Origin of the sequence: Vibrio sp. ArtGut-C1, from assembly GCF_002105475.1 — a bacterium.
GTDB lineage: Bacteria > Pseudomonadota > Gammaproteobacteria > Enterobacterales > Vibrionaceae > Vibrio > Vibrio diabolicus.
The window spans coordinates 92606-112102 of sequence record NZ_NCTH01000003.1 but is presented as its reverse complement, the minus strand read 5'-3'; the positions used below and the strand labels follow the sequence as shown (position 1 = coordinate 112102).

The window sequence follows — 19497 nt, the reverse complement described above, 5'->3', positions numbered from 1 at the left end:
TAACGTTTTATTATCAACGGGTCTAATGAGAGGTTGGTCTACTTTTTAAACAAGATGCTAGTAATTAGAATGTTAGTAGGAATAGCAGCCACACATACCTTATTTCACAGTACAACCTAAAAATTTAACGTTTAAAAAAAGAACATTATTTCAGAACCTTTTAAGTATAGGGTGCTAAATAGCTGTATTTGGTGAGCAAAATAGAAAGAATCAACACAAACAAAAATCCCCAGTAATGCGCAATCACATCACTGGGGATTTTTTCATCAATATAAAATCTAAGTCAGCTTAAGTTACTTTTTCTCTGACTTTTCCTTATACATTTCTTCAATTTCATCTTGGTATTTGTCATTGATGACTTTACGACGCAGTTTTTGAGTTGGCGTTAACTCACCATCATCCATAGAGAAAGCTCTTGGTAACAGTTTAAACTTCTTCACCTGTTCAAACTTTGCCAACTCTTTTTGGAGATCGTTAACACGCTTCTCAAGCATTTCGACCACTTGGTGATGCTTAATCAATTCAACGCGATCGTGATACTTGATATTCAGCTCTTTCGCATACTCTTCAAGAGAATCAAAACACGGCACAATCAGCGCCGAGACAAACTTACGCGTGTCCGCGATAACCGCGATTTGCTCGATGAAGTGGTCTTTACCAATCGCACCTTCAATCATTTGTGGAGCGATGTATTTACCACCTGAAGTTTTCATCAACTCTTTGATACGATCAGTGATGAACAGGTTGCCATTTTCATCAATGTAACCCGCATCGCCAGTTTTTAGGAAACCGTGCTCATCAAAGGTCTTTTCGGTCTCTTCTGGCATTTTGTAATAGCCACGCATCACCATTGGACCACGCACCAGAATCTCGTTGTTCTCACCGATCTTCACTTGCGCGCCAGGCATCGACATACCAATAGAGTCTGGGTTAAAGCACTTATCATCCCAACACGATACTGTCGCCGTGGTTTCAGTCATGCCGTAACCTAACTTCACATTGATACCAATCGCGTGGAAGAATCGGCCTATGGTTTCATCTAACTTTGCACCGCCACACGGCATAAAGTTGATTTGTCCACCAAGTAACGCTCGCAGCTTGCTCAGAACCAATTTATCCGCCAGGGCATATGACTTGCGCAGCATGAGCGATGGCTGACGTTTTTCTTGATGACAAGCGGCCATTTTTGCGCCCATGTTCACAGCCCAAGTAAACATGATCTTGCGATGAATTGGCGCGCGAGACACTTTCTCGTGAATCGCAGAGAAGATCTTCTCATAGAAACGCGGCACGGCACACATCACGGTAGGTTGCACTTGGCTCAGTGCATCACGCACCTGCATGGTGTCTTGCAAATAGCAGTTGGTCGCCCCTTTGTACAACACATAAAAGGTCCAAGCGCGTTCAAATACGTGTGACAGCGGAAGGAAACACAGTGACACATCACTTTGAGAAAGGCTCAAACGTTGATCGTGCCCTTCCAATTGCGCCGCAATGTTTGCGTAGTCCAACATGACACCCTTAGGTTGGCCTGTTGTGCCCGAGGTGTAGATCAGCGTGAGTAGATCATCTTCTTTTGCTTGCTCTAAACGTGCGTCTAATTCAACTTGGTATGTGGCATCGCCTTTGGCGACAAATGCTTGCCAAGAGATAACGAAATCATGCTCGCCAAGTTCGATATCATCAGACATGGCAACAATGAGCTCTAACTGCTCGCACTGGTCGAAAATGCTCACTGCTGCGTCAAATTGTGGCTGCTCACCAACAAACAGCACTTTGACGTCTGCGTTGTCAATGATGTACGCCGACTGAGCGGCGGTATTGGTTGGGTAAATAGGTACTGTTACGCCGCGTAGTTGTAGCGCTGCAATATCAGCAATCGTCCATTGCGGCATGTTGTTCGAGAAAATGCCGATTTTATCTTGGACTCCTAATCCCTGAGCCAAAAGTGCAAGTGATAAAGCATCAACTTGCTGACCAAATTGCGTCCACGTAATACCTTGCCATTCCTCACCCACTTTATGCTTGAGTGCAACGCGTGTACCACCGTTCGCAATTTGTTCACGAATACGTTTAACGATATGAAAATCTAACTTGGCCATTCTTTTACTTACCTTTTGGCTTACAGGCGTAAGCTAATTGAGCGAACAAGTGTACTCACGGCTTGCTAAAACGCAACTGACCAGTATCAAACTTATCACTAATAAGAGACAACTATCACTTATACGTCGCGAACATACCCAAAACTGCTGAATGATTACTCTATTTAACTTACTGTTTCGATTGTTGATTGCTAAAACAAAAAGCCCCGAGAGACAAAAATCTCTCGGGGACCAATGAATTGTAAAAATTGATGATTACCAATATGGTCTTAACCGATAAGACCAAACGTCATCTTATTTTGCGGCAACCACTTCACCACACGTGATCATCAGTTGATCGCGCAGCCAAATGTGGCCTTTATCTTTTTCACTTGATTCATGCCAGCTTAAGAAGCCGCTGATTTCCTTGTTTGCAAATGGGAAGTCTAGAATTTGCAGCTGATCGCTGTTTACCGCATTTTCTGCCATCCAACGTGGCGCGATAGTCACAAGCTCAGATTGACCTACCACATATAGTAGGTTGCTTAGACTAGAGCCTTCGTACGCGGCTTGGCAATCCAGTTCACGATATGCTTGTTCTGAGAAGCTGCGTTGACCGTGCACTTTCGATAACTTCGCATGTTTTTCGTTAAGCAGTTGCTCGGCCGTTACACCACCTTGAATGCGTGGGTGTGTTTTTGACGCGATAACCACTAATTCATCTTTGAAGATTTCAGTACTTGAGAAACCTTGCTCATCAAAGCGAGCATAATCGATCACGAAATCAATTTCTTGATAGCGCATACGCTCAGACAACAGACGGTCAAATTCTGCATCTAGGTGAAGCTGAACGTTTGGTGCTTGTTGATTCACTTTTGCCATGATCTTCGGAGCAAAACGCATGTCACAAGGACTGCAAATCGCCAGCTTAAATAAGCGAGTCGAAGATTCTGGTTGGAATACGGAGCTAGGAAGTTCATTACGAATCAGCTGTAATGCTTGGCGAATTGGACCAAACAATTGACGAGCGCGTTGCGTTGGCTGAATACCACGGCCCTGACGCATAAACAGCTCGTCGTTAAACATCACTTTTAGGCGTGCCACGGCATTACTTACTGCCGGCTGAGACATGCCTAAGTTATGTGCTGCACGAGTAATATTTTGCTCTTGCATCACAGCATCAAATACAGTCAGTAGGTTTAAATCTACACCACGCAAAGTGCTTTCCATACGGTAGCTAGCAATTGCGCTCATCGCATCTTTCTTCTCTAACATTGAGTGCGCCTCTTTTGTAATCGTCAACTTTGTTCATTAAATTCATAACGAATAGAATCCCATCTCGCACAAAAGACGGCGGCTGGATTCGAATCATTTTACGAATAGATAACCTAACTTTTTATTATATTTGCTGTCCGGATACTTCCGGCTCGAACTGTACTATCAACTAATCGATTGCGGTTTCGCAACTAGATTGATATTTAATCAGTAAATTTTAGCCGATTAGGTATTTACCCTTTAAATAACAATAACTTGATAAAAACATAAAAAACTATAAAACACGTAAAAGCGCATTCTTTGAGGAAGTATTTAGCAAATTGATGAGACGGATGGTCACCACACGCATGCATTTATCCTAGTTATTAGTCGAAGGCAAACCAACAGATGACGACTATATCTCTGAGTGAAATTTGCACTTATCAGTCAAATTATCAGCAAATACACATTGAATAGAAATGAAAGAGAAAGAATAAAAATGCAGCCTTCTAGATTGAAAGGCTGCAACAAAATCGTGTCAAAAATAGGAAGGAACAATGTACTTAGAACAACGTACTTAAATGTTCGACACGTAACTTGGGAAATCAACTTGCTCCCACAACTGTTTGGATAACTCCGCTTGTGAATCCCACGCGCCTTGCAATACCCAATGGACAATGGCCTGAGCAACATCTGGATATTTCACACTTTCGGCTTGCTGCTCCTTTAGCCACTGGCGTACTGCGGAAATGTCTAAGCTCTCCATCGACATCGCAAGTCCTAAGTCTTCTAAGGTCGCGACATTGCTTTGTTGCTCAAACTGACCTGAGAGTGGCTTAAGCAATAATTTTTTCCCTAGAGACAGAGCTTCCGAAGGGAGCTCGAATCCACCATTGGCAATGACACCACTACACCGATGCAAATGATGCTGAAAGTTGCTGTGGCATAAAGGGCGTAATTCTATGTTTTCCACTTGCTCACATTCGATCACATCGGGGTGATAACAGATGAACGCTTGCTGGTTAAAATGGAACAGTAAATCCGAGATGTCTTCAATGGATTCGAACGGTAGATACACCAAAACAAAATCATCATTTTCTGCTTGGCTATCGACGGTATGCACTATCGGTGGTAGCAAAGGTTGATCAAAATGATGCCAATGCAAACCAAGGTGGTGTTGAGAAGGCGCAAAGTATTCAATGACGGATTTGTCTAACCAACTCGCTCCCTTTAACGGCACTGGATAACGGAAAGCATTTTGATGACTGATACCAATCGACGGCTTATTTTGTTGTTTTGCCGCCCATGCCGTAACAGGCTCGAAATCATTGAGCACGAGATCATAGGACGACAAATCAAGCTGTTTAACTTCTTTGCAAAATTGCACCAAATTGTTACTCAATGCTGTTTTCGCATAGTTCACTGAACCTTTTTCAGTGATAAAGGTGAAGCCTCGGCGAGTCTGATAATCGCCAAACGCTTCCATTGAAAAGTACTTTTCAGGCGCTCGTCCAGAAAACAAAAAATCGACCTCAACATCGTGCTCTTTAAACGCATGACTCATCGCCCTCGCACGCGCAATATGTCCGTTTCCTGTCCCTTGAACACCGTATAAGATTTTCATCAATTAGCCTCCCAGCATCGCAATCGCTAACCCACCACAAAGGCTACCTAGCAGTGCACCAATGATGACATCGGTAAAAAAGTGCACCCCCAATAAGATTCGCGCGGTTCCGATTAAACTTGCCCAAAAGAATGCAGCAACGCCTAGGCTCGGATAGAAATGATCAATCAGCGTCGCCATGACAAACGCAGCGGCAGTGTGTCCTGAAGGCAGGCTATAGCGATCAGAGGGGGTAATAAAAGCAGGAAGGAGTGCACTGAGTTCTTCAGGGCGACGACGCTTAAAACTGTTTTTCAGCGCCCAATAAATTGGCAACTCGATGGCAAAAGCAAGTAAACCCGCCAGTAAAAACCAGACTCCCTGCTCTTTATCTAAATACCAAGCTAATAAACCTAGCACCAAGTACAGATGTCCGTCACCACTGTGGGAGACTCCTTTACTGATGTTGGCAACTTGCTGATTAAAACGGTGCTTAAGACAAACACTAGAGAGCGCTAAATCAAACTTAGCAATGGTTGCAATTGGCTGTGTAACTGTCTCTATGGTTCGCATGTGACCTTTCCTTACTTTGACAACGCCGTTGTGTGAAAAGTAGGAGGTTTAGGTGACAACTGCATGACGGGAGTTTGGACAATTAATGACAAATGCCAAATTAGAGTGTGCCCAATAATCTATCTATTGAGCACAATCGCAGGAGAGAACGATTAAGAAGGGTTTGCTTGCTGCGGTTGAGGCGTATCGATATACCAGACTTTTCTCTTCTTACGACAGGCGCGCAAAGAGCCCATCGTCATGTCGCCATCTTTTGTCAGCTCGTAGCTAAGGGAGCGGCAAGTGTAATTTCCTGACAGTTCATGCTCTATACCCGTTTGCTCAGTTGTGCTCGAAACAGACTCTAAAAGAGGATTAGGCTGTGTCGATAGAATGTCACGATTTACCACATTGCTGCGCGCATAATCCTTATGGACGTAACCTTTTATCACGCCTTTCTGTTCAACGAGAAACCAAGGTTGGTCCACCACTTTTGCCAACACATTAAAAACTTCCCCTTTCGATAACACGCCAAGCTTTTCTCCTTCTAGGCTCGGCTTGGATCGCAGGTTTAATGTGGTCTTAGAGCGATAGGAGACATCCATAAACTCAACGGGGTTTGAGATATCCACACCGTCAGCTGTTGGTCGGAAGACTTCCGCTTGTTGTTTCTCACTAGGTTGCACTCGGATCTTCCACCACGAATAGGTTTCCGGATCTTTGCCTTTAAATTTATCTCGACTGTCCGACTCAAGAGCAACGAGCATTTGATTCAAAAACGACTCACGTCCCTCGTAGCTCAAGAATCGATCCATTTGATCATTAATCACCATGACACTCTGAGAGTGATCATTAATAGCAACAGGGGAAACCTCTGCCATATAGGTTTGAGATTGAAACAGCTGACAACCCGATAAGCTGACCAGAGTAATTACTGCGGCTGAACGTCCAAATTGTTTTGCTAACCTCATTATTCCTTAACCCTTCTTTTTACCTAGTGCAACTGCACTACTATAAATGGTCATTCAAAACTTTTGCCAAACAATTCGGGCCTTTGTGTGACAAGTCGCAATCCCAATGTTTGTTTTGGTAATGAAACGTTGCAAACTTGATGAGAACTTGCCTCTTCTAGCACGTTTCTATCGCACCATGCCGTTTCACTTAGTGCATCATTTTTCTCAAGCAAACGAAAAGACTCATCCGATATGAATAAAAAATCGACTTTAGGGTTGACGCGCTTCATGGAGTGCGGTACTAATTTGTTAACTTAATTATGTGGAAAGCTTAACAACTATGTCAGCTCATTTTTCTATTCTGCTTAGCCTCCTCCTGATCGTGACCAGTTCGCGCGGGTAGGCTGTGGAAGAAAAATAACCACACCAATTTCTAAGAACCCGCATGAGAATGCGGGTTTTTTTATATCTAAATACTGGAAGTAAACGATTAACTTGCACGAAAGTGCAGAAATCAGGAAGGAAGCAAACATGAACGATCAGGTCATTATATTCGACACCACATTGCGTGATGGCGAGCAAGCGTTGTCAGCAAGCTTGACGGTTAAAGAAAAACTGCAAATTGCCTATGCGCTGGAAAGACTCGGCGTTGATGTTATCGAAGCTGGCTTCCCAATCTCTTCACCTGGTGATTTCGAGTCGGTACAAACCATTGCAAAAAACATCAAAAACAGTCGAGTTTGTGCCCTTTCGCGTGCCGTTGCGAAAGATATTGATGCCGCCGCTGAAGCATTAAAAGTGGCCGACCAATTCCGTATTCACACGTTTTTAGCCACTTCCACCATTCACGTAGAAGACAAACTACGCCGCAGCTACGACGATGTACTAGAAATGGCAGTCAACGCCGTTAAACATGCGCGTAACTACACCGATGATGTCGAGTTTTCTTGTGAAGATGCAGGGCGTACTCCTATCGATAACCTATGTCGCATGGTAGAAGCTGCCATCAATGCAGGTGCGAGCACAATCAACATTCCAGATACCGTTGGCTACACAGTACCAAGCGAGTTTGGTGGCATTATTCAAACCCTTTTCAACCGCGTTCCAAACATTGATAAAGCGATCATCTCCGTTCACTGTCACGACGACTTGGGGATGTCAGTTGCCAACTCTATTGCCGCAGTTCAAGCCGGCGCGCGTCAGATAGAAGGCACCATCAATGGCATTGGTGAGCGAGCGGGTAACTGTTCACTTGAAGAGATCGCAATGATCATCAAGACGCGTCAAGAGTTCTTGGGCGTTCACACTGGCATTAAACATGATGAAATTCACCGCACCAGTAAATTGGTGAGCCAGTTATGCAACATGCCAATTCAGAGCAACAAAGCGATTGTGGGCGCGAATGCCTTTAGCCACTCTTCAGGTATCCACCAGGATGGCATGTTAAAGAATAAGAATACCTACGAAATCATGACCCCTGAGTCGATTGGCCTTAAAAACCAAGCACTAAACCTAACCAGCCGTAGTGGTCGCGCAGCCGTGAAGAGCCACATGGACACCATGGGATACAACGAGGACGAGTACAACCTAGACGCTCTATACGCGGACTTCTTGAAACTTGCCGACCGCAAAGGCCAAGTGTTCGATTACGATCTAGAGGCCCTAATGCACTTCTCGAACCTGCGTGAAGAAGATGACTTCTACAAACTGAACTACCTAAGCGTGCAATCGGGCAGCGTAATGGCCACCACCAGCATCAAAATGCAATGTGGCGATGAAGAAATGTGTGAAGCGGCAGTCGGTAATGGCCCAGTTGATGCGCTATACCAATGTATCTACCGCGTGACAGGCTACGACATCGTACTGGATAAATTCGACCTAACAGCGAAAGGCGAAGGTGAAGATGGTTTGGGTCAAGCTGACATCATTGCCAACTACAAAGGTCGTAAATACCACGGCACGGGCGTTTCCACCGATATCGTTGAAGCTTCCGGTCAAGCACTATTGCACGTTATTAATAGCATCCACCGTGCAGACAAAATAGAAGAAATGAAGCAGAAAAAGATTGCGACTGTGTAATAACAACCGGGCTGCATGGCTCAGGAAAGAACACGCTCGTTGAAATAATTAAGCTCAAAATTAGAAAACTTAAAGGATTAACATGACAGACAAATCATACAAAATTGCCGTCCTACCCGGTGACGGCATCGGCCCGGAAGTAATGGCGCAAGCACACAAAGTATTGGATGCTATCGAAAAGAAGCATGGTATTGCGTTTGAGCGTGACGAGCATGATGTAGGCGGCATCGCGATCGATAATCACGGCTCTCCACTTCCAGAAAGCACAGTAAAAGCGTGTGAAGAGTCTGATGCAGTCCTATTCGGTTCAGTTGGCGGTCCGAAGTGGGAACACTTGCCACCAAATGACCAACCTGAACGCGGTGCCCTACTACCACTACGCAAACACTTCCAACTGTTTTGTAACCTACGCCCAGCGCAAATCCACGCAGGCCTGGAAGCTTTCTCACCACTTCGTGCTGACATCTCAGGCCGTGGTTTTGACATCGTTGTGGTCCGTGAACTGACTGGTGGTATCTATTTCGGTCAACCAAAAGGCCGTGAAGGCGAAGGCGCGACAGAAAAAGCGTTTGATACTGAGGTGTACCACCGCTTTGAGATCGAACGTATTGCAAAAATCGCTTTTGAGTCTGCTCGTCTACGTCGCAAGAAAGTGTGCTCTATCGACAAAGCGAACGTTCTACAAAGCTCTATTCTATGGCGTGAAGTAGTCGAAGAAATCGCAAAAGATTACCCAGATGTCGAGCTATCACACATGTACATCGACAACGCAACCATGCAGCTTATCAAAGACCCAGCTCAGTTCGACGTAATGCTGTGTTCAAACATCTTCGGCGACATCATTTCTGATGAGTGCGCAATGATCACTGGCTCTATGGGTATGTTGCCTTCAGCGAGCCTAAACGAAAGCAAATTCGGTCTGTACGAGCCAGCAGGCGGCAGTGCACCAGATATCGCAGGTAAGAACATCGCTAACCCAGTGGCGCAAATCCTATCTGCGGCACTGATGTTACGTTATAGCCTTGGCGAAGAAGCCGCAGCACAAGACATCGAAGCAGCGGTGTCGAAAGCACTTTCAGCTGGCGAGCTAACAGGCGACCTTGCAGGCAACAACCCGGCACTTACAACATCAGAGATGGGCGATAAGATCGCTGAGTACATCTTAAACTCGTAATACAGAACAGATTCATAATAAATACTAAATCCTCTATCCACCAATGACTTACCTCTAATTCATTGGTGCTAAAACAAAGCAACAAGGATAACGAGGAAAGGAAGCAAACAATGGGCAAAACACTATACGAAAAAGTCTACGACGCACACGTTGCCGTCGCAGCAGAAGGGGAAAACCCTATCTTGTACATCGACCGTCACTTGGTACATGAAGTGACGTCTCCGCAAGCATTTGACGGCTTGCGTGAAAAAGGTCGCAAAGTGCGTCAGGTCAGCAAAACTTTTGCCACCATGGACCACAACGTTTCGACAACCACTAAAGATATCAACGCATCCGGTGAGATGGCGCGTATCCAGATGGAAACGCTATCGAAAAACTGTGAAGAGTTTGGTGTAACGCTTTACGACATTAACCACAAATACCAAGGTATTGTGCACGTTATGGGTCCAGAACTTGGTATTACCCTACCGGGCATGACCATTGTTTGTGGTGACTCGCACACTGCTACACACGGTGCATTCGGCTCTCTAGCTTTTGGTATTGGCACCTCTGAAGTTGAGCACGTATTAGCAACTCAAACGCTAAAACAAGCGCGCGCTAAAACGATGAAGATCGAAGTAAAAGGCAAAGTGGCTCCGGGCATTACTGCGAAAGACATTGTGCTAGCCATCATCGGTGAAACGACAGCAGCAGGCGGTACAGGCTACGTTGTTGAATTCTGTGGTGAAGCGATCACAGACCTTTCAATGGAAGGCCGCATGACCGTATGTAACATGGCAATTGAGCTAGGTGCGAAAGCCGGTTTGATTGCGCCAGATGAAACCACGTTCGAATACATCAAAGGCCGTAAATTCTCACCTCAAGGTGCCGACTTTGATGCAGCAGTAGAATACTGGAAGACATTAAAAACGGACGATGATGCTCAGTTTGATGCGGTCGTGACACTAAACGCAGCGGATATCAGACCACAAGTCACTTGGGGTACTAACCCAGGCCAAGTGATCGCAGTAGATCAACCTATCCCAGCACCAGAAAGCTTTGCCGACCCAGTAGAAAAAGCATCGGCAGAAAAAGCATTGGCTTACATGGGCCTGGAGGCAGGCAAGTCATTGTCTGATTACAACGTCGATAAAGTCTTCGTTGGCTCTTGTACTAACTCACGTATCGAAGACATGCGCGCAGCCGCTGAAGTAGCGAAAGGTCGCAAAGTCGCGCCTCACGTTCAAGCGCTAATCGTTCCTGGCTCTGAGCAAGTAAAAGCGCAAGCAGAAGCGGAAGGCCTAGATGTCATCTTTAAAGAAGCGGGCTTTGAGTGGCGCCTACCAGGTTGCTCGATGTGTCTAGCAATGAACAATGACCGTTTGGGTCCACATGAACGTTGTGCATCTACTTCAAACCGTAACTTTGAAGGCCGCCAAGGTCGTGATGGCCGTACCCACCTAGTGAGCCCTGCGATGGCAGCGGCGGCAGCAATTGCTGGTCACTTTGTAGATATTCGTGAACTAGACTAAGGAGCAAACAAATGTCAGGCTTTAAACAACACACAGGCTTAGTTGTTCCTCTAGATGCAGCGAACGTTGATACTGATGCCATCATACCAAAGCAGTTCCTGCAAAAGGTGTCTCGTCTAGGTTTCGGTAAGCACCTATTCCATGACTGGCGCTTCCTAGATGATGCTGGCGAACAGCCAAATCCAGAGTTCGTGATGAACGCTCCGCGCTACCAAGGCGCTTCTATCTTGCTAGCGCGTGAAAACTTCGGTTGTGGTTCATCTCGTGAGCACGCACCATGGGCACTAGCGGATTACGGCATCAAAGCGATGATCGCACCAAGCTTTGCCGATATTTTTTACGGTAACTCGATCAACAACCAAATGGTGCCAGTTCGTTTGACTGAGCAAGAAGTGGATGAGATCTTCCAGTTTGTTGAGGCAAATGAAGGCGCAGAAGTCGAGGTCGATTTAGAAGCGAATGTGGTTCGTGCCAACGGCAAAGAGTATGGTTTTGAAATCGATTCGTTCCGTCGTCACTGCTTACTAAACGGTTTGGACAACATAGGCCTAACCCTTCAGCACGAAGATAAGATTGCTGAGTACGAAGCGAATATCCCAAGCTTCTTAAGCTAATTAAAATCGCAATTTAAACAAACAAAAGGTTGGCTTATGTCAGCCTTTTTTCTTTTATTTTCATTGCCTCAAGAAAGAAACTTCGCCTTATGCAGGTCTACACTATCAATAAGGTTTTAACCCAAAGGTATCTCTATGAAGCGTCTGTTATTGCTATTGTGTTCTCTAGTTTCTTTCTCGGCGTTCGCTGCACCTAAATCTGATTTATGGCCGTATTGGCAACAATCGAATCAGGCCAACCAAACCCAAATTTCTCATCAGGAATGGCAACAACTGTTAGACAATTACTTGGTTGAACAAGGTGAGAATACTTTGTTTCGTTATAGCCAAGTGACCTCTGTCGATAAAACTAAGCTGAAACAATACATCCAGCGTTTGGCAAAACTAGACCCTCTACAATACAGCCAAGCAGAGCAATACGCCTATTGGGTGAACCTTTACAACGCCACCACGGTTGATCTTATTTTGGATAACTATCCCGTCGAATCCATCACCAAGCTGGGTGGCTTATTTAGCTTTGGTCCTTGGGGAGATGATGTGGTCGTGGTCAACGGGAAGGATCTGACTTTAAACGATATTGAACATCGAATTTTGCGTCCAATTTGGAATGACCCAAGAACACATTACGCCGTAAATTGTGCAAGTTTGGGATGCCCTAACCTACAAGCTCAAGCATTCACTGCCGAAAACACTGAAGCCTTACTTGAAAGTGCTGCCAGAACGTTTATTAACAGCAACAAAGGCGTATCCATTCAAGGAAACACGGCACAGCTGTCTTCCATTTATGATTGGTTTGCAGCGGACTTTGGTGGAGAAAAACAAGTCTTCAGCCACATCGCGAAGTACGCGCCACAGTACAAAGACTTCTCTGGAAAAGTGAAGTACGAATACGATTGGAGTTTGAATCAAGCTGACTAATTTATCGCCACCGTTCAGCTTGCAACGCTTTTGGTCACCCGTAACCCAAAAGCTAACAAGGGCACCAAGTGCCCTTTTTACTTTCTAGATTTTGACAAAATCACTTAAAGCCTTTGACCTTTTTAATCAGATCGTAAGCGTTTTGAATCTCTTGAGATTTTTCTTTCGCTACGTTCATCATCTCTGGTGGTAGACCTTTAGCCATCAATTTGTCTGGGTGATGCTCGTTCATCAGTTTACGATAAGCACGCTTGACGGTTTTACTGTCGGCACCTGAAGACACATCCAGAATTTTGTACGCGTCAGCCAGTTGATCCGCTTGTGAAGCTTGTTGCCAGCTACCTCCAGAAGATTGGCCTTGATGCTGACCATGAAAACCACCCTGGCTTTGGAAACGGAATGCGGCTTCTTGCATTTGCAAGCGACGCTCTAGCTGCTCAGAAGAGAAACCCAAACCACGTGCTATTTTGTGTAACACATTTCGTTCACTAGGATGAATCGAGCCGTCAGCAAAGGCCGCCGAGATTTGTAGTTCAAGGAAAAATTGCAACAAGTCAAAACGGCCTGCTGTCGAAATTTTCACACGAACAAGAACGTCTTCTAACGGAAAGTCACTGTCTTTACCTTCACGAAACGCATCTTGCGCAGCGCGGCGCTGTTCGCCATGCAAATTCATGCGATCCATCATGGCAGAAGCCAGTTGGATTTCCTCTTTGGTGACTTGGCCTTTCGCTTTTGCCACATGTCCCATTACCGCAAACGCCGCTTTAAAAAATTCTTCTTGGCGCTGAGCTTGGCTCGGCCCTTTTCCAAAGCCGCCAGTAGAGAACCCGGCTTGACTCAAGCGACGTGCTTTATCGAATTGATGGCCAATAAATAAGCCAAAGAGTAAACCTAGCGGCCCGCCAAGTAACAAGCCAAAAAAGGCACCCAGAATTTTGCCAAAAATATGCATTATGTGTTCTCTATCAATGAATTTTTATCGACGACGGCGGTCTTATAGTGCCGGATGCAACGATTTCCTTTATGATAATGGAATTAGTTTTATTTCGGCTAGGCCATTTCGCCTGCTTATCTTTGCAGCTATTTTGTCGTCATTATGCCACAGTGAATCAATACGCTGGGATAAATGCGACTATAGTTGATTCATTTGGCTATTACGCTAGGGTACAACAAGCCCTATAGCCATCGAGTAGTAGTGACACAGGAAAGTTCAATTCAATGCAACATTTCTCCCGCACATGTTTAGCGGCCTCTATCAGCACCGCCTTGTTTGTACCCACCACTCAAGCTGAAGCGAATATCCATGATAGTGTGCAGGAAATGCCCGCCACAGATCAATGTTTGGTCGATACCAGTGGCGAGGAGGACGCTCTTAATACCCCAGTAGTGGTAGAAGCTGACACCCTGCAAGCCATCAATGGTGACAAAGCTCAGTACTCAGGTAATGTACAAGTCACCCAAGGCCAGAAGAAAATCACCGCAGATAGCGTAACGCTGCACCAACAAGATAACGTCGTGGTTGCCGAAGGCAACGTGACTTTCAATGACGGCCAAGTCAAAGCTCGATCTGATCGTGTTACTAATGACATCAACCAAGACACGTTTTCACTGGAGAACACCGATTATCAGTTCCTTTGCCAACAAGGTCGAGGCACAGCAGCATACATCGCGCGTACAGGTCAGTCGGTTTATGAACTCGAAGATGGTTCTATTACATCATGTCCTCAAGGCGACAATTCATGGCGTTTAGTGGCATCAGGTATTGACGTTGACCAAGATGAAGAGACGGCGACGCTGCACCATCCTCGATTTGAAGTGTTAGATGTGCCTGTTTTCTATGTGCCGTATCTAACCATGCCAATTGGAGATACGCGTAAAACGGGTTTCCTCTTCCCTTCTTTATCGTATGGTTCTAGCGATGGTATGGAAGTCGAGGTGCCATTCTATTGGAACATCGCGCCTCAATATGACATGACGCTCACCACGCTCTATATGCAGCAGCGTGGAACAAAACTCGATACTGATTTCCGCTACCTAACGGATGGCTGGGGGAATGGTGAAATCAAAGGCGAATACCTCAATAGCGATCGCAAATATCAAGACGAGTCTCGTTGGGGCTACCAAGTTAAACACGACGGTATTATCAATAAACAGTGGATAGTCAAAGTCGATTACTCAAAAGTGAGTGATATTGATTACTTCCTCGATCTCGACTCCGATATTGGTAACCGTGAAGATGGTCAACTGGTTCAAGAAGGACAAGTACAATATCGTTCTGATTTCTGGGATGCCTCGTTAACCGTTCGTGACTTCCAAATCTTATTGAAAGAAGAGAACCGCCCTTATCGCCTGCTTCCTCAGTTAGACTTGAACTACTACACGCCATTGTGGGGAGATTACCTCAACTTTGACGTGAAGAGCCAAGTGAGCCGCTTCGATACGAGCGATACTGCGCGACCAAATGCGACCCGTGTTCATATTGAGCCAGGACTTACATTGCCGCTTTCAAATTCATGGGCAACGTGGACAACGGAAGCTCGCGTGCTTTCCACGTACTACTCTCAAGACTTAACGGGTCTGACAGATGTCAACTTGCAAAACCAGTTAGATGACGAAGTTTCTCGTGTTATCCCCGAGTTCCGTACGCATGCGCAACTTTACTTAGAGCGAGACACGAGTTGGATCAAGGGCTACACACAAACACTGGAGCCTCAGCTGCAGTACTTGTACGTACCTGAAGAAGATCAAACCAATATCTACAACTACGATACCACCTTGCTACAAACCGACTACTACGGGCTATTCCGCAGTCGTAAGTACAGTGGCATTGATAAAATCGCCTCTGCGAACCAGTTAAGCTACGGTGCAAGTACGCGCTTCTTTGATGATGACTATAAAGAGCGTCTTAACGTTTCATTTGGTCAGATTTACTACTTCGATAAAAAGACCAAACTGAGCAACAGCCCAAATCTTCCGGATGAGACCACCAACTACTCATCATGGGCGATTGAAGCTGATTTCAACTACAACGATTACTTGTTCTATCACGGTGGAATTCAATACGATATCGATTTGAGCTCCATGCAGTTGGCGAACAGTACCTTAGAGTACCAATTTAACGGTGGCTTTATTCAGGGTAACTATCGTTACGTCACGCGTGAATACATCGAAGATACGATCATTCTCGAAAACCTAGACACAATTACTCGTAAAGGCATTTCACAAGCAGGTATTGTAGCGGCCTACGAGTTCAACCCGAACTGGTCTGCAAGTGGTCAATACTACTACGACCTAAATGAAAATGCGGACCTAGAATGGCTAGCGAGCCTGCGTTACCAGTCTGACTGTTGGTACATTGGTGTGACTTACGCCAACCAATTGCTTGGTTGGGAAAACCAAACTATCGGCAGCACTGGCGCATCACCTGAATACGAAAATAACTTTAGCGTTAACTTCGGTATTCAAGGCTTTGCGACCAATCAGCGTGAAGACACTGCAGTCAAAGAACTGGATGGTTCTGACAACGCGATTAAGTACGGCCGCCCATTCTATCTGAACAATTAATCGAAATAGGCGTCTTAAATGAATAAGACGCCTATTCAAAAAATACTGACGGAATTTTAAATGAAAATTTGGAAATCAATCTTATTCACGACCCTACTCTCTTGCGGAGCGGTTGCAGCACCAGTAGAGATCGATAAGGTTGCGGTCATCGTGAACGACGGTGTAATTCTACAAAGCGACATCGAAACAGCGATGAAAACGCTGCAAGCCAACGCACGTCAAAGCGGAAAGAGCTTACCTTCTGCTAGCGTGTTAAAAGAACAAGTTGTTGAAAAGCTGATTATTGACACGTTGCAAGGCCAAGAAGCAGACCGTATCGGTGTGCGTATTGACGATAACCGCTTAAACCAAGCGATTGCGGAGATCGCACGTAATAATGAACAATCTGTAGAACAACTCGCCGCTTCTGTAGAAAGTGAAGGCTTGAGTTACCCAGAATTCCGCGAACAAATCCGTAAGGAAATCGCCGCTTCAGAAGCCCGTAATGCACTGGTTCGTCGCCGTATTAATATCCTTCCAGCAGAAGTCGACAGCCTTGCTGAGCAACTATCACAAGAAACCAATGCGACCGTTCAATACAAAATTGGACACATTCAACTGCGCTTCTCTGATGACAAAGAAAAGTCTGCTGTAGAAGCAGAAGCAAAAGAGCTGGCGAAAAAGCTAAACGAAGGTGCAGACTTTACGGAGATGGCCTACACCTACTCAAAAGGTCCTAAAGCTTTACAAGGTGGCGACTGGGGCTGGATGCGTAAAGAAGAAATGCCAACCATCTTTGCCGATCAGATCAAAATGCAAAACAAAGGCAGCATCATTGGCCCATTCCGCAGTGGCGTCGGTTTCCACATCCTAAAAATTGAAGATGTAAAAGGCTTAGAAACGGTTGCGGTAACGGAAGTAAATGCGCGTCATATTTTGATTAAACCAACCGTGATTCTGAGTGACGAAGGGGCGAAGAAGCAACTGAATGAGTTTGTACGCCGCATCAAAGCTGGCGAAGCCACTTTCGCTCAATTGGCAACGCAATACAGCCAAGACCCTGGCTCGGCAGCACAAGACGGTGAGCTAGGTTATCAAACGCCAGATCTGTACGTGCCAGAATTTAAACACCAAGTAGAAACTCTGCCTGTTGGCTCAATCAGCGAACCGTTCAAAACCGTTCACGGCTGGCATATCGTTGAAGTGTTGGATCGTCGCCAAGTTGACCGTACTGACTCAGCGATGAAGAATAAGGCTTACCGTATTCTATTTAACCGTAAATTTAATGAAGAAGCGGGCGCATGGATGCAAGAGCTACGCGCAAGTGCGTTTGTTGAAATCGTGGATGACAACAATGACAACTAATACAATTCGTAGAATTGTCGTAACCGCAGGGGAACCTGCGGGTATCGGCCCAGACTTAGTGCTTGCCCTATCGAAAGAAGATTGGGCGCACCAAATTGTCGTCTGTGCCGATAAGAATATGCTGACGGAGCGAGCCAAGCAGCTTGGCATCGAAGTCCAACTGTCTGATTACAATCCAGAAGAAGCACCTAAAGCACAAAAAGCTGGCACGCTTATCGTTGATCATATCCAAATATCGGAACCTGCGGTCGCAGGCGAGCTCAATGAAGCGAATGGCCACTATGTATTAAAAACGCTAGAAAGAGCGGCTTTAGGCTGTATGAATGATGAATTTGATGCTATTGTCACCGGCCCTGTTCATAAGGGGGTGATTAATCGCGCAGGTGTTGCATTCAGTGGTCATACTGAGTTTTTCGCCGAGAAGTCACAAACGCCGCTAGTCGTAATGATGCTAGCAACGGAAGGGCTACGCGTGGCGCTGGTTACAACACATATTCCTTTAGCTTATGTGTCCAAAGCGGTCACCGAAGAGCGATTAGAAAAAATCATCGATATTCTTCATAAAGACCTTGTAGAAAAGTTTGCTATCGCACAACCAAACATCTACGTTTGCGGGCTTAACCCTCATGCTGGCGAAGATGGCTGCTTAGGTCGTGAAGAGATCGAAACCATCACTCCAACACTGGAAAAGATTCGACAAGAAAAAGGTATCAACCTGATCGGCCCTTTGCCGGCAGATACCATTTTCAATGAAAAATATTTAAATGATGCTGATGCTGTTTTAGGCATGTACCACGACCAAGTGTTGCCAGTATTAAAATACAAAGGCTTTGGTCGTTCAGTAAACATTACTCTTGGTCTACCTTTTATTAGAACATCGGTGGATCACGGTACTGCATTAGATCTGGCAGGGACAGGTCAAGCGGATACAGGGAGTTTCCGAACAGCGCTCACGCATGCGATAGATTTGGTAGAGAAGAAACAATGAGAAATGATGTCCATTTAGGACACAAAGCGCGTAAACGTTTTGGTCAAAACTTCCTGAACGATCCATACATTATTGATGGAATCGTATCAGCGATTAACCCAAAACCAGGTCAAAACCTGGTTGAAATCGGTCCTGGTCTTGGTGCAATCACTGAGCCGGTAGGTCGTGAAGTGGATAAATTCACGGTCATCGAACTGGACCGCGATCTGGCGGAACGCCTACGTACTCACCCTGAACTGGCGGATAAGTTGACCATCCATGAGGGTGACGCTATGCGTTTTGACTTCACTCAATTAGTGAAGCCAAACAACAAGCTACGCATTTTCGGTAACTTGCCGTACAACATCTCTACACCATTGATGTTCCACCTTTTTGAATTCCATAAAGACATTCAAGACATGCACTTTATGCTGCAAAAAGAAGTGGTAAACCGCTTAGCTGCCGGTCCTGGCAGCAAAGCTTACGGCCGTTTAACGGTAATGGCTCAGTACTACTGTAAAGTGGTACCAGTACTGGAAGTACCGCCAACGGCATTCGTTCCACCACCGAAAGTGGACTCTGCTGTCGTTCGTCTAGTGCCATACGAAGAGCTACCATGCCCTGCGAAAGATCTGCGTTTGCTGGATCGCGTTTGTCGTGAAGGCTTTAACCAACGTCGTAAAACAGTTCGTAACTGCTACAAATCGTTGTTAAGCACAGAAGTACTAGAAGAGCTAGGTGTTAATCCAAGCATGCGTCCAGAGAACCTGACGCTAGAACAATTCGTCGCGATGGCGAACTGGCTTGCGGATAACCCGCAGCACTAAGAACTCAAACGATAAGCCAAACCCTTGCCGGTTTGGCTTATTATTATTGGGAT

At 45.5% G+C, this 19497-nt stretch carries 15 protein-coding genes; 9 read left to right on the top strand and 6 right to left on the bottom strand.

Features of this window, described 5'->3' with window-relative positions; all coding sequences use genetic code 11:
• Positions 1-293: 293 nt before the first annotated feature.
• The 5 genes from B7360_RS03790 to B7360_RS03770 form a co-directional block, all read right to left on the bottom strand.
• Positions 294-2102, bottom strand: coding sequence for a long-chain fatty acid--CoA ligase (locus B7360_RS03790; RefSeq protein ID WP_047009048.1), 1809 nt, complete (start codon positions 2100-2102; stop codon positions 294-296).
• 294 nt (positions 2103-2396) lie between these two features.
• The gene (gene calR, locus B7360_RS03785; RefSeq protein WP_005379693.1) at positions 2397-3356 is read right to left on the bottom strand and encodes a LysR family transcriptional regulator CalR; all 960 of its coding nucleotides are present in this window, start codon (positions 3354-3356) and stop codon (positions 2397-2399) included.
• A gap of 556 nt (positions 3357-3912) precedes the next feature.
• Complete coding sequence (locus B7360_RS03780; RefSeq protein ID WP_006742735.1) at positions 3913-4959, bottom strand: MJ1255/VC2487 family glycosyltransferase; 1047 nt, start codon at positions 4957-4959, stop codon at positions 3913-3915.
• 3 nt (positions 4960-4962) lie between these two features.
• Positions 4963-5511, bottom strand: coding sequence for a phosphatase PAP2 family protein (locus B7360_RS03775; protein ID WP_046874026.1), 549 nt, complete (start codon positions 5509-5511; stop codon positions 4963-4965).
• Between the two features lie 152 nt (positions 5512-5663).
• On the bottom strand, positions 5664-6461 hold the full coding sequence (locus tag B7360_RS03770) for an SH3 domain-containing protein (protein ID WP_085342746.1): 798 nt from the start codon (positions 6459-6461) through the stop codon (positions 5664-5666).
• Positions 6462-6974: 513 nt separating this feature from the next.
• On the opposite strand from B7360_RS03770, the gene leuA reads away from it, so the two are divergent.
• From leuA to B7360_RS03740, 5 genes are all read left to right on the top strand, one after another.
• Entirely contained in the window at positions 6975-8522 is a 1548-nt protein-coding gene (gene leuA / locus B7360_RS03760; RefSeq protein ID WP_006742733.1) for a 2-isopropylmalate synthase, read from the top strand.
• A gap of 82 nt (positions 8523-8604) precedes the next feature.
• Positions 8605-9696: a 3-isopropylmalate dehydrogenase gene (gene leuB, locus B7360_RS03755; protein WP_006742732.1), complete on the top strand. Its 1092-nt coding sequence runs from the start codon at positions 8605-8607 to the stop codon at positions 9694-9696.
• A 110-nt stretch (positions 9697-9806) separates the two neighbouring features.
• Positions 9807-11207, top strand: a complete 1401-nt coding sequence (leuC, locus tag B7360_RS03750; protein ID WP_005383069.1) for a 3-isopropylmalate dehydratase large subunit — start codon at positions 9807-9809, stop codon at positions 11205-11207.
• 11 nt (positions 11208-11218) lie between these two features.
• Positions 11219-11821: a 3-isopropylmalate dehydratase small subunit gene (gene leuD / locus B7360_RS03745; protein ID WP_005430484.1), complete on the top strand. Its 603-nt coding sequence runs from the start codon at positions 11219-11221 to the stop codon at positions 11819-11821.
• Between the two features lie 135 nt (positions 11822-11956).
• Entirely contained in the window at positions 11957-12739 is a 783-nt protein-coding gene (locus B7360_RS03740) for a DUF547 domain-containing protein (RefSeq protein WP_085342745.1), read from the top strand.
• A gap of 100 nt (positions 12740-12839) precedes the next feature.
• Here the strand turns inward: B7360_RS03740 and djlA are convergent, their stop codons facing one another.
• The gene (gene djlA, locus B7360_RS03735; RefSeq protein ID WP_085342744.1) at positions 12840-13694 is read right to left on the bottom strand and encodes a co-chaperone DjlA; all 855 of its coding nucleotides are present in this window, start codon (positions 13692-13694) and stop codon (positions 12840-12842) included.
• A gap of 266 nt (positions 13695-13960) precedes the next feature.
• On the opposite strand from djlA, the gene lptD reads away from it, so the two are divergent.
• From lptD to rsmA, 4 genes are read left to right on the top strand one after another with little or no spacing between them, the layout of a single operon-like run.
• Entirely contained in the window at positions 13961-16306 is a 2346-nt protein-coding gene (gene lptD / locus B7360_RS03730) for an LPS assembly protein LptD (RefSeq protein WP_085342743.1), read from the top strand.
• A 60-nt stretch (positions 16307-16366) separates the two neighbouring features.
• Positions 16367-17650 (top strand): peptidylprolyl isomerase SurA, encoded by a 1284-nt coding sequence (gene surA, locus B7360_RS03725; RefSeq protein ID WP_085342742.1) that lies wholly within the window; start codon positions 16367-16369, stop codon positions 17648-17650.
• Complete coding sequence (gene pdxA, locus B7360_RS03720; protein ID WP_005383085.1) at positions 17640-18638, top strand: 4-hydroxythreonine-4-phosphate dehydrogenase PdxA; 999 nt, start codon at positions 17640-17642, stop codon at positions 18636-18638. The genes surA and pdxA overlap by 11 nt, the downstream gene beginning before the upstream one ends.
• The gene (gene rsmA / locus B7360_RS03715; protein ID WP_005379669.1) at positions 18635-19444 is read left to right on the top strand and encodes a 16S rRNA (adenine(1518)-N(6)/adenine(1519)-N(6))-dimethyltransferase RsmA; all 810 of its coding nucleotides are present in this window, start codon (positions 18635-18637) and stop codon (positions 19442-19444) included. The genes pdxA and rsmA overlap by 4 nt, the downstream gene beginning before the upstream one ends.
• Positions 19445-19497 lie beyond the last annotated feature (53 nt).

Excerpts from the sequence above, each read along its gene's own strand:
- calR (WP_005379693.1), bottom strand. The coding sequence starts at position 3,356 with ATGTTAGAGAAGAAAGATGCGATGAGCGCAATTGCTAGCTACCGTATG.
- lptD (WP_085342743.1), top strand. The coding sequence starts at position 13,961 with ATGCAACATTTCTCCCGCACATGTTTAGCGGCCTCTATCAGCACCGCC.
- B7360_RS03740 (WP_085342745.1), top strand. The coding sequence starts at position 11,957 with ATGAAGCGTCTGTTATTGCTATTGTGTTCTCTAGTTTCTTTCTCGGCG.
- B7360_RS03780 (WP_006742735.1), bottom strand. The coding sequence starts at position 4,959 with ATGAAAATCTTATACGGTGTTCAAGGGACAGGAAACGGACATATTGCG.
- rsmA (WP_005379669.1), top strand. The coding sequence starts at position 18,635 with ATGAGAAATGATGTCCATTTAGGACACAAAGCGCGTAAACGTTTTGGT.
- djlA (WP_085342744.1), bottom strand. The coding sequence starts at position 13,694 with ATGCATATTTTTGGCAAAATTCTGGGTGCCTTTTTTGGCTTGTTACTT.
- leuC (WP_005383069.1), top strand. The coding sequence starts at position 9,807 with ATGGGCAAAACACTATACGAAAAAGTCTACGACGCACACGTTGCCGTC.
- leuD (WP_005430484.1), top strand. The coding sequence starts at position 11,219 with ATGTCAGGCTTTAAACAACACACAGGCTTAGTTGTTCCTCTAGATGCA.
- leuA (WP_006742733.1), top strand. The coding sequence starts at position 6,975 with ATGAACGATCAGGTCATTATATTCGACACCACATTGCGTGATGGCGAG.
- B7360_RS03790 (WP_047009048.1), bottom strand. The coding sequence starts at position 2,102 with ATGGCCAAGTTAGATTTTCATATCGTTAAACGTATTCGTGAACAAATT.
- B7360_RS03775 (WP_046874026.1), bottom strand. The coding sequence starts at position 5,511 with ATGCGAACCATAGAGACAGTTACACAGCCAATTGCAACCATTGCTAAG.
- B7360_RS03770 (WP_085342746.1), bottom strand. The coding sequence starts at position 6,461 with ATGAGGTTAGCAAAACAATTTGGACGTTCAGCCGCAGTAATTACTCTG.
- pdxA (WP_005383085.1), top strand. The coding sequence starts at position 17,640 with ATGACAACTAATACAATTCGTAGAATTGTCGTAACCGCAGGGGAACCT.
- surA (WP_085342742.1), top strand. The coding sequence starts at position 16,367 with ATGAAAATTTGGAAATCAATCTTATTCACGACCCTACTCTCTTGCGGA.
- leuB (WP_006742732.1), top strand. The coding sequence starts at position 8,605 with ATGACAGACAAATCATACAAAATTGCCGTCCTACCCGGTGACGGCATC.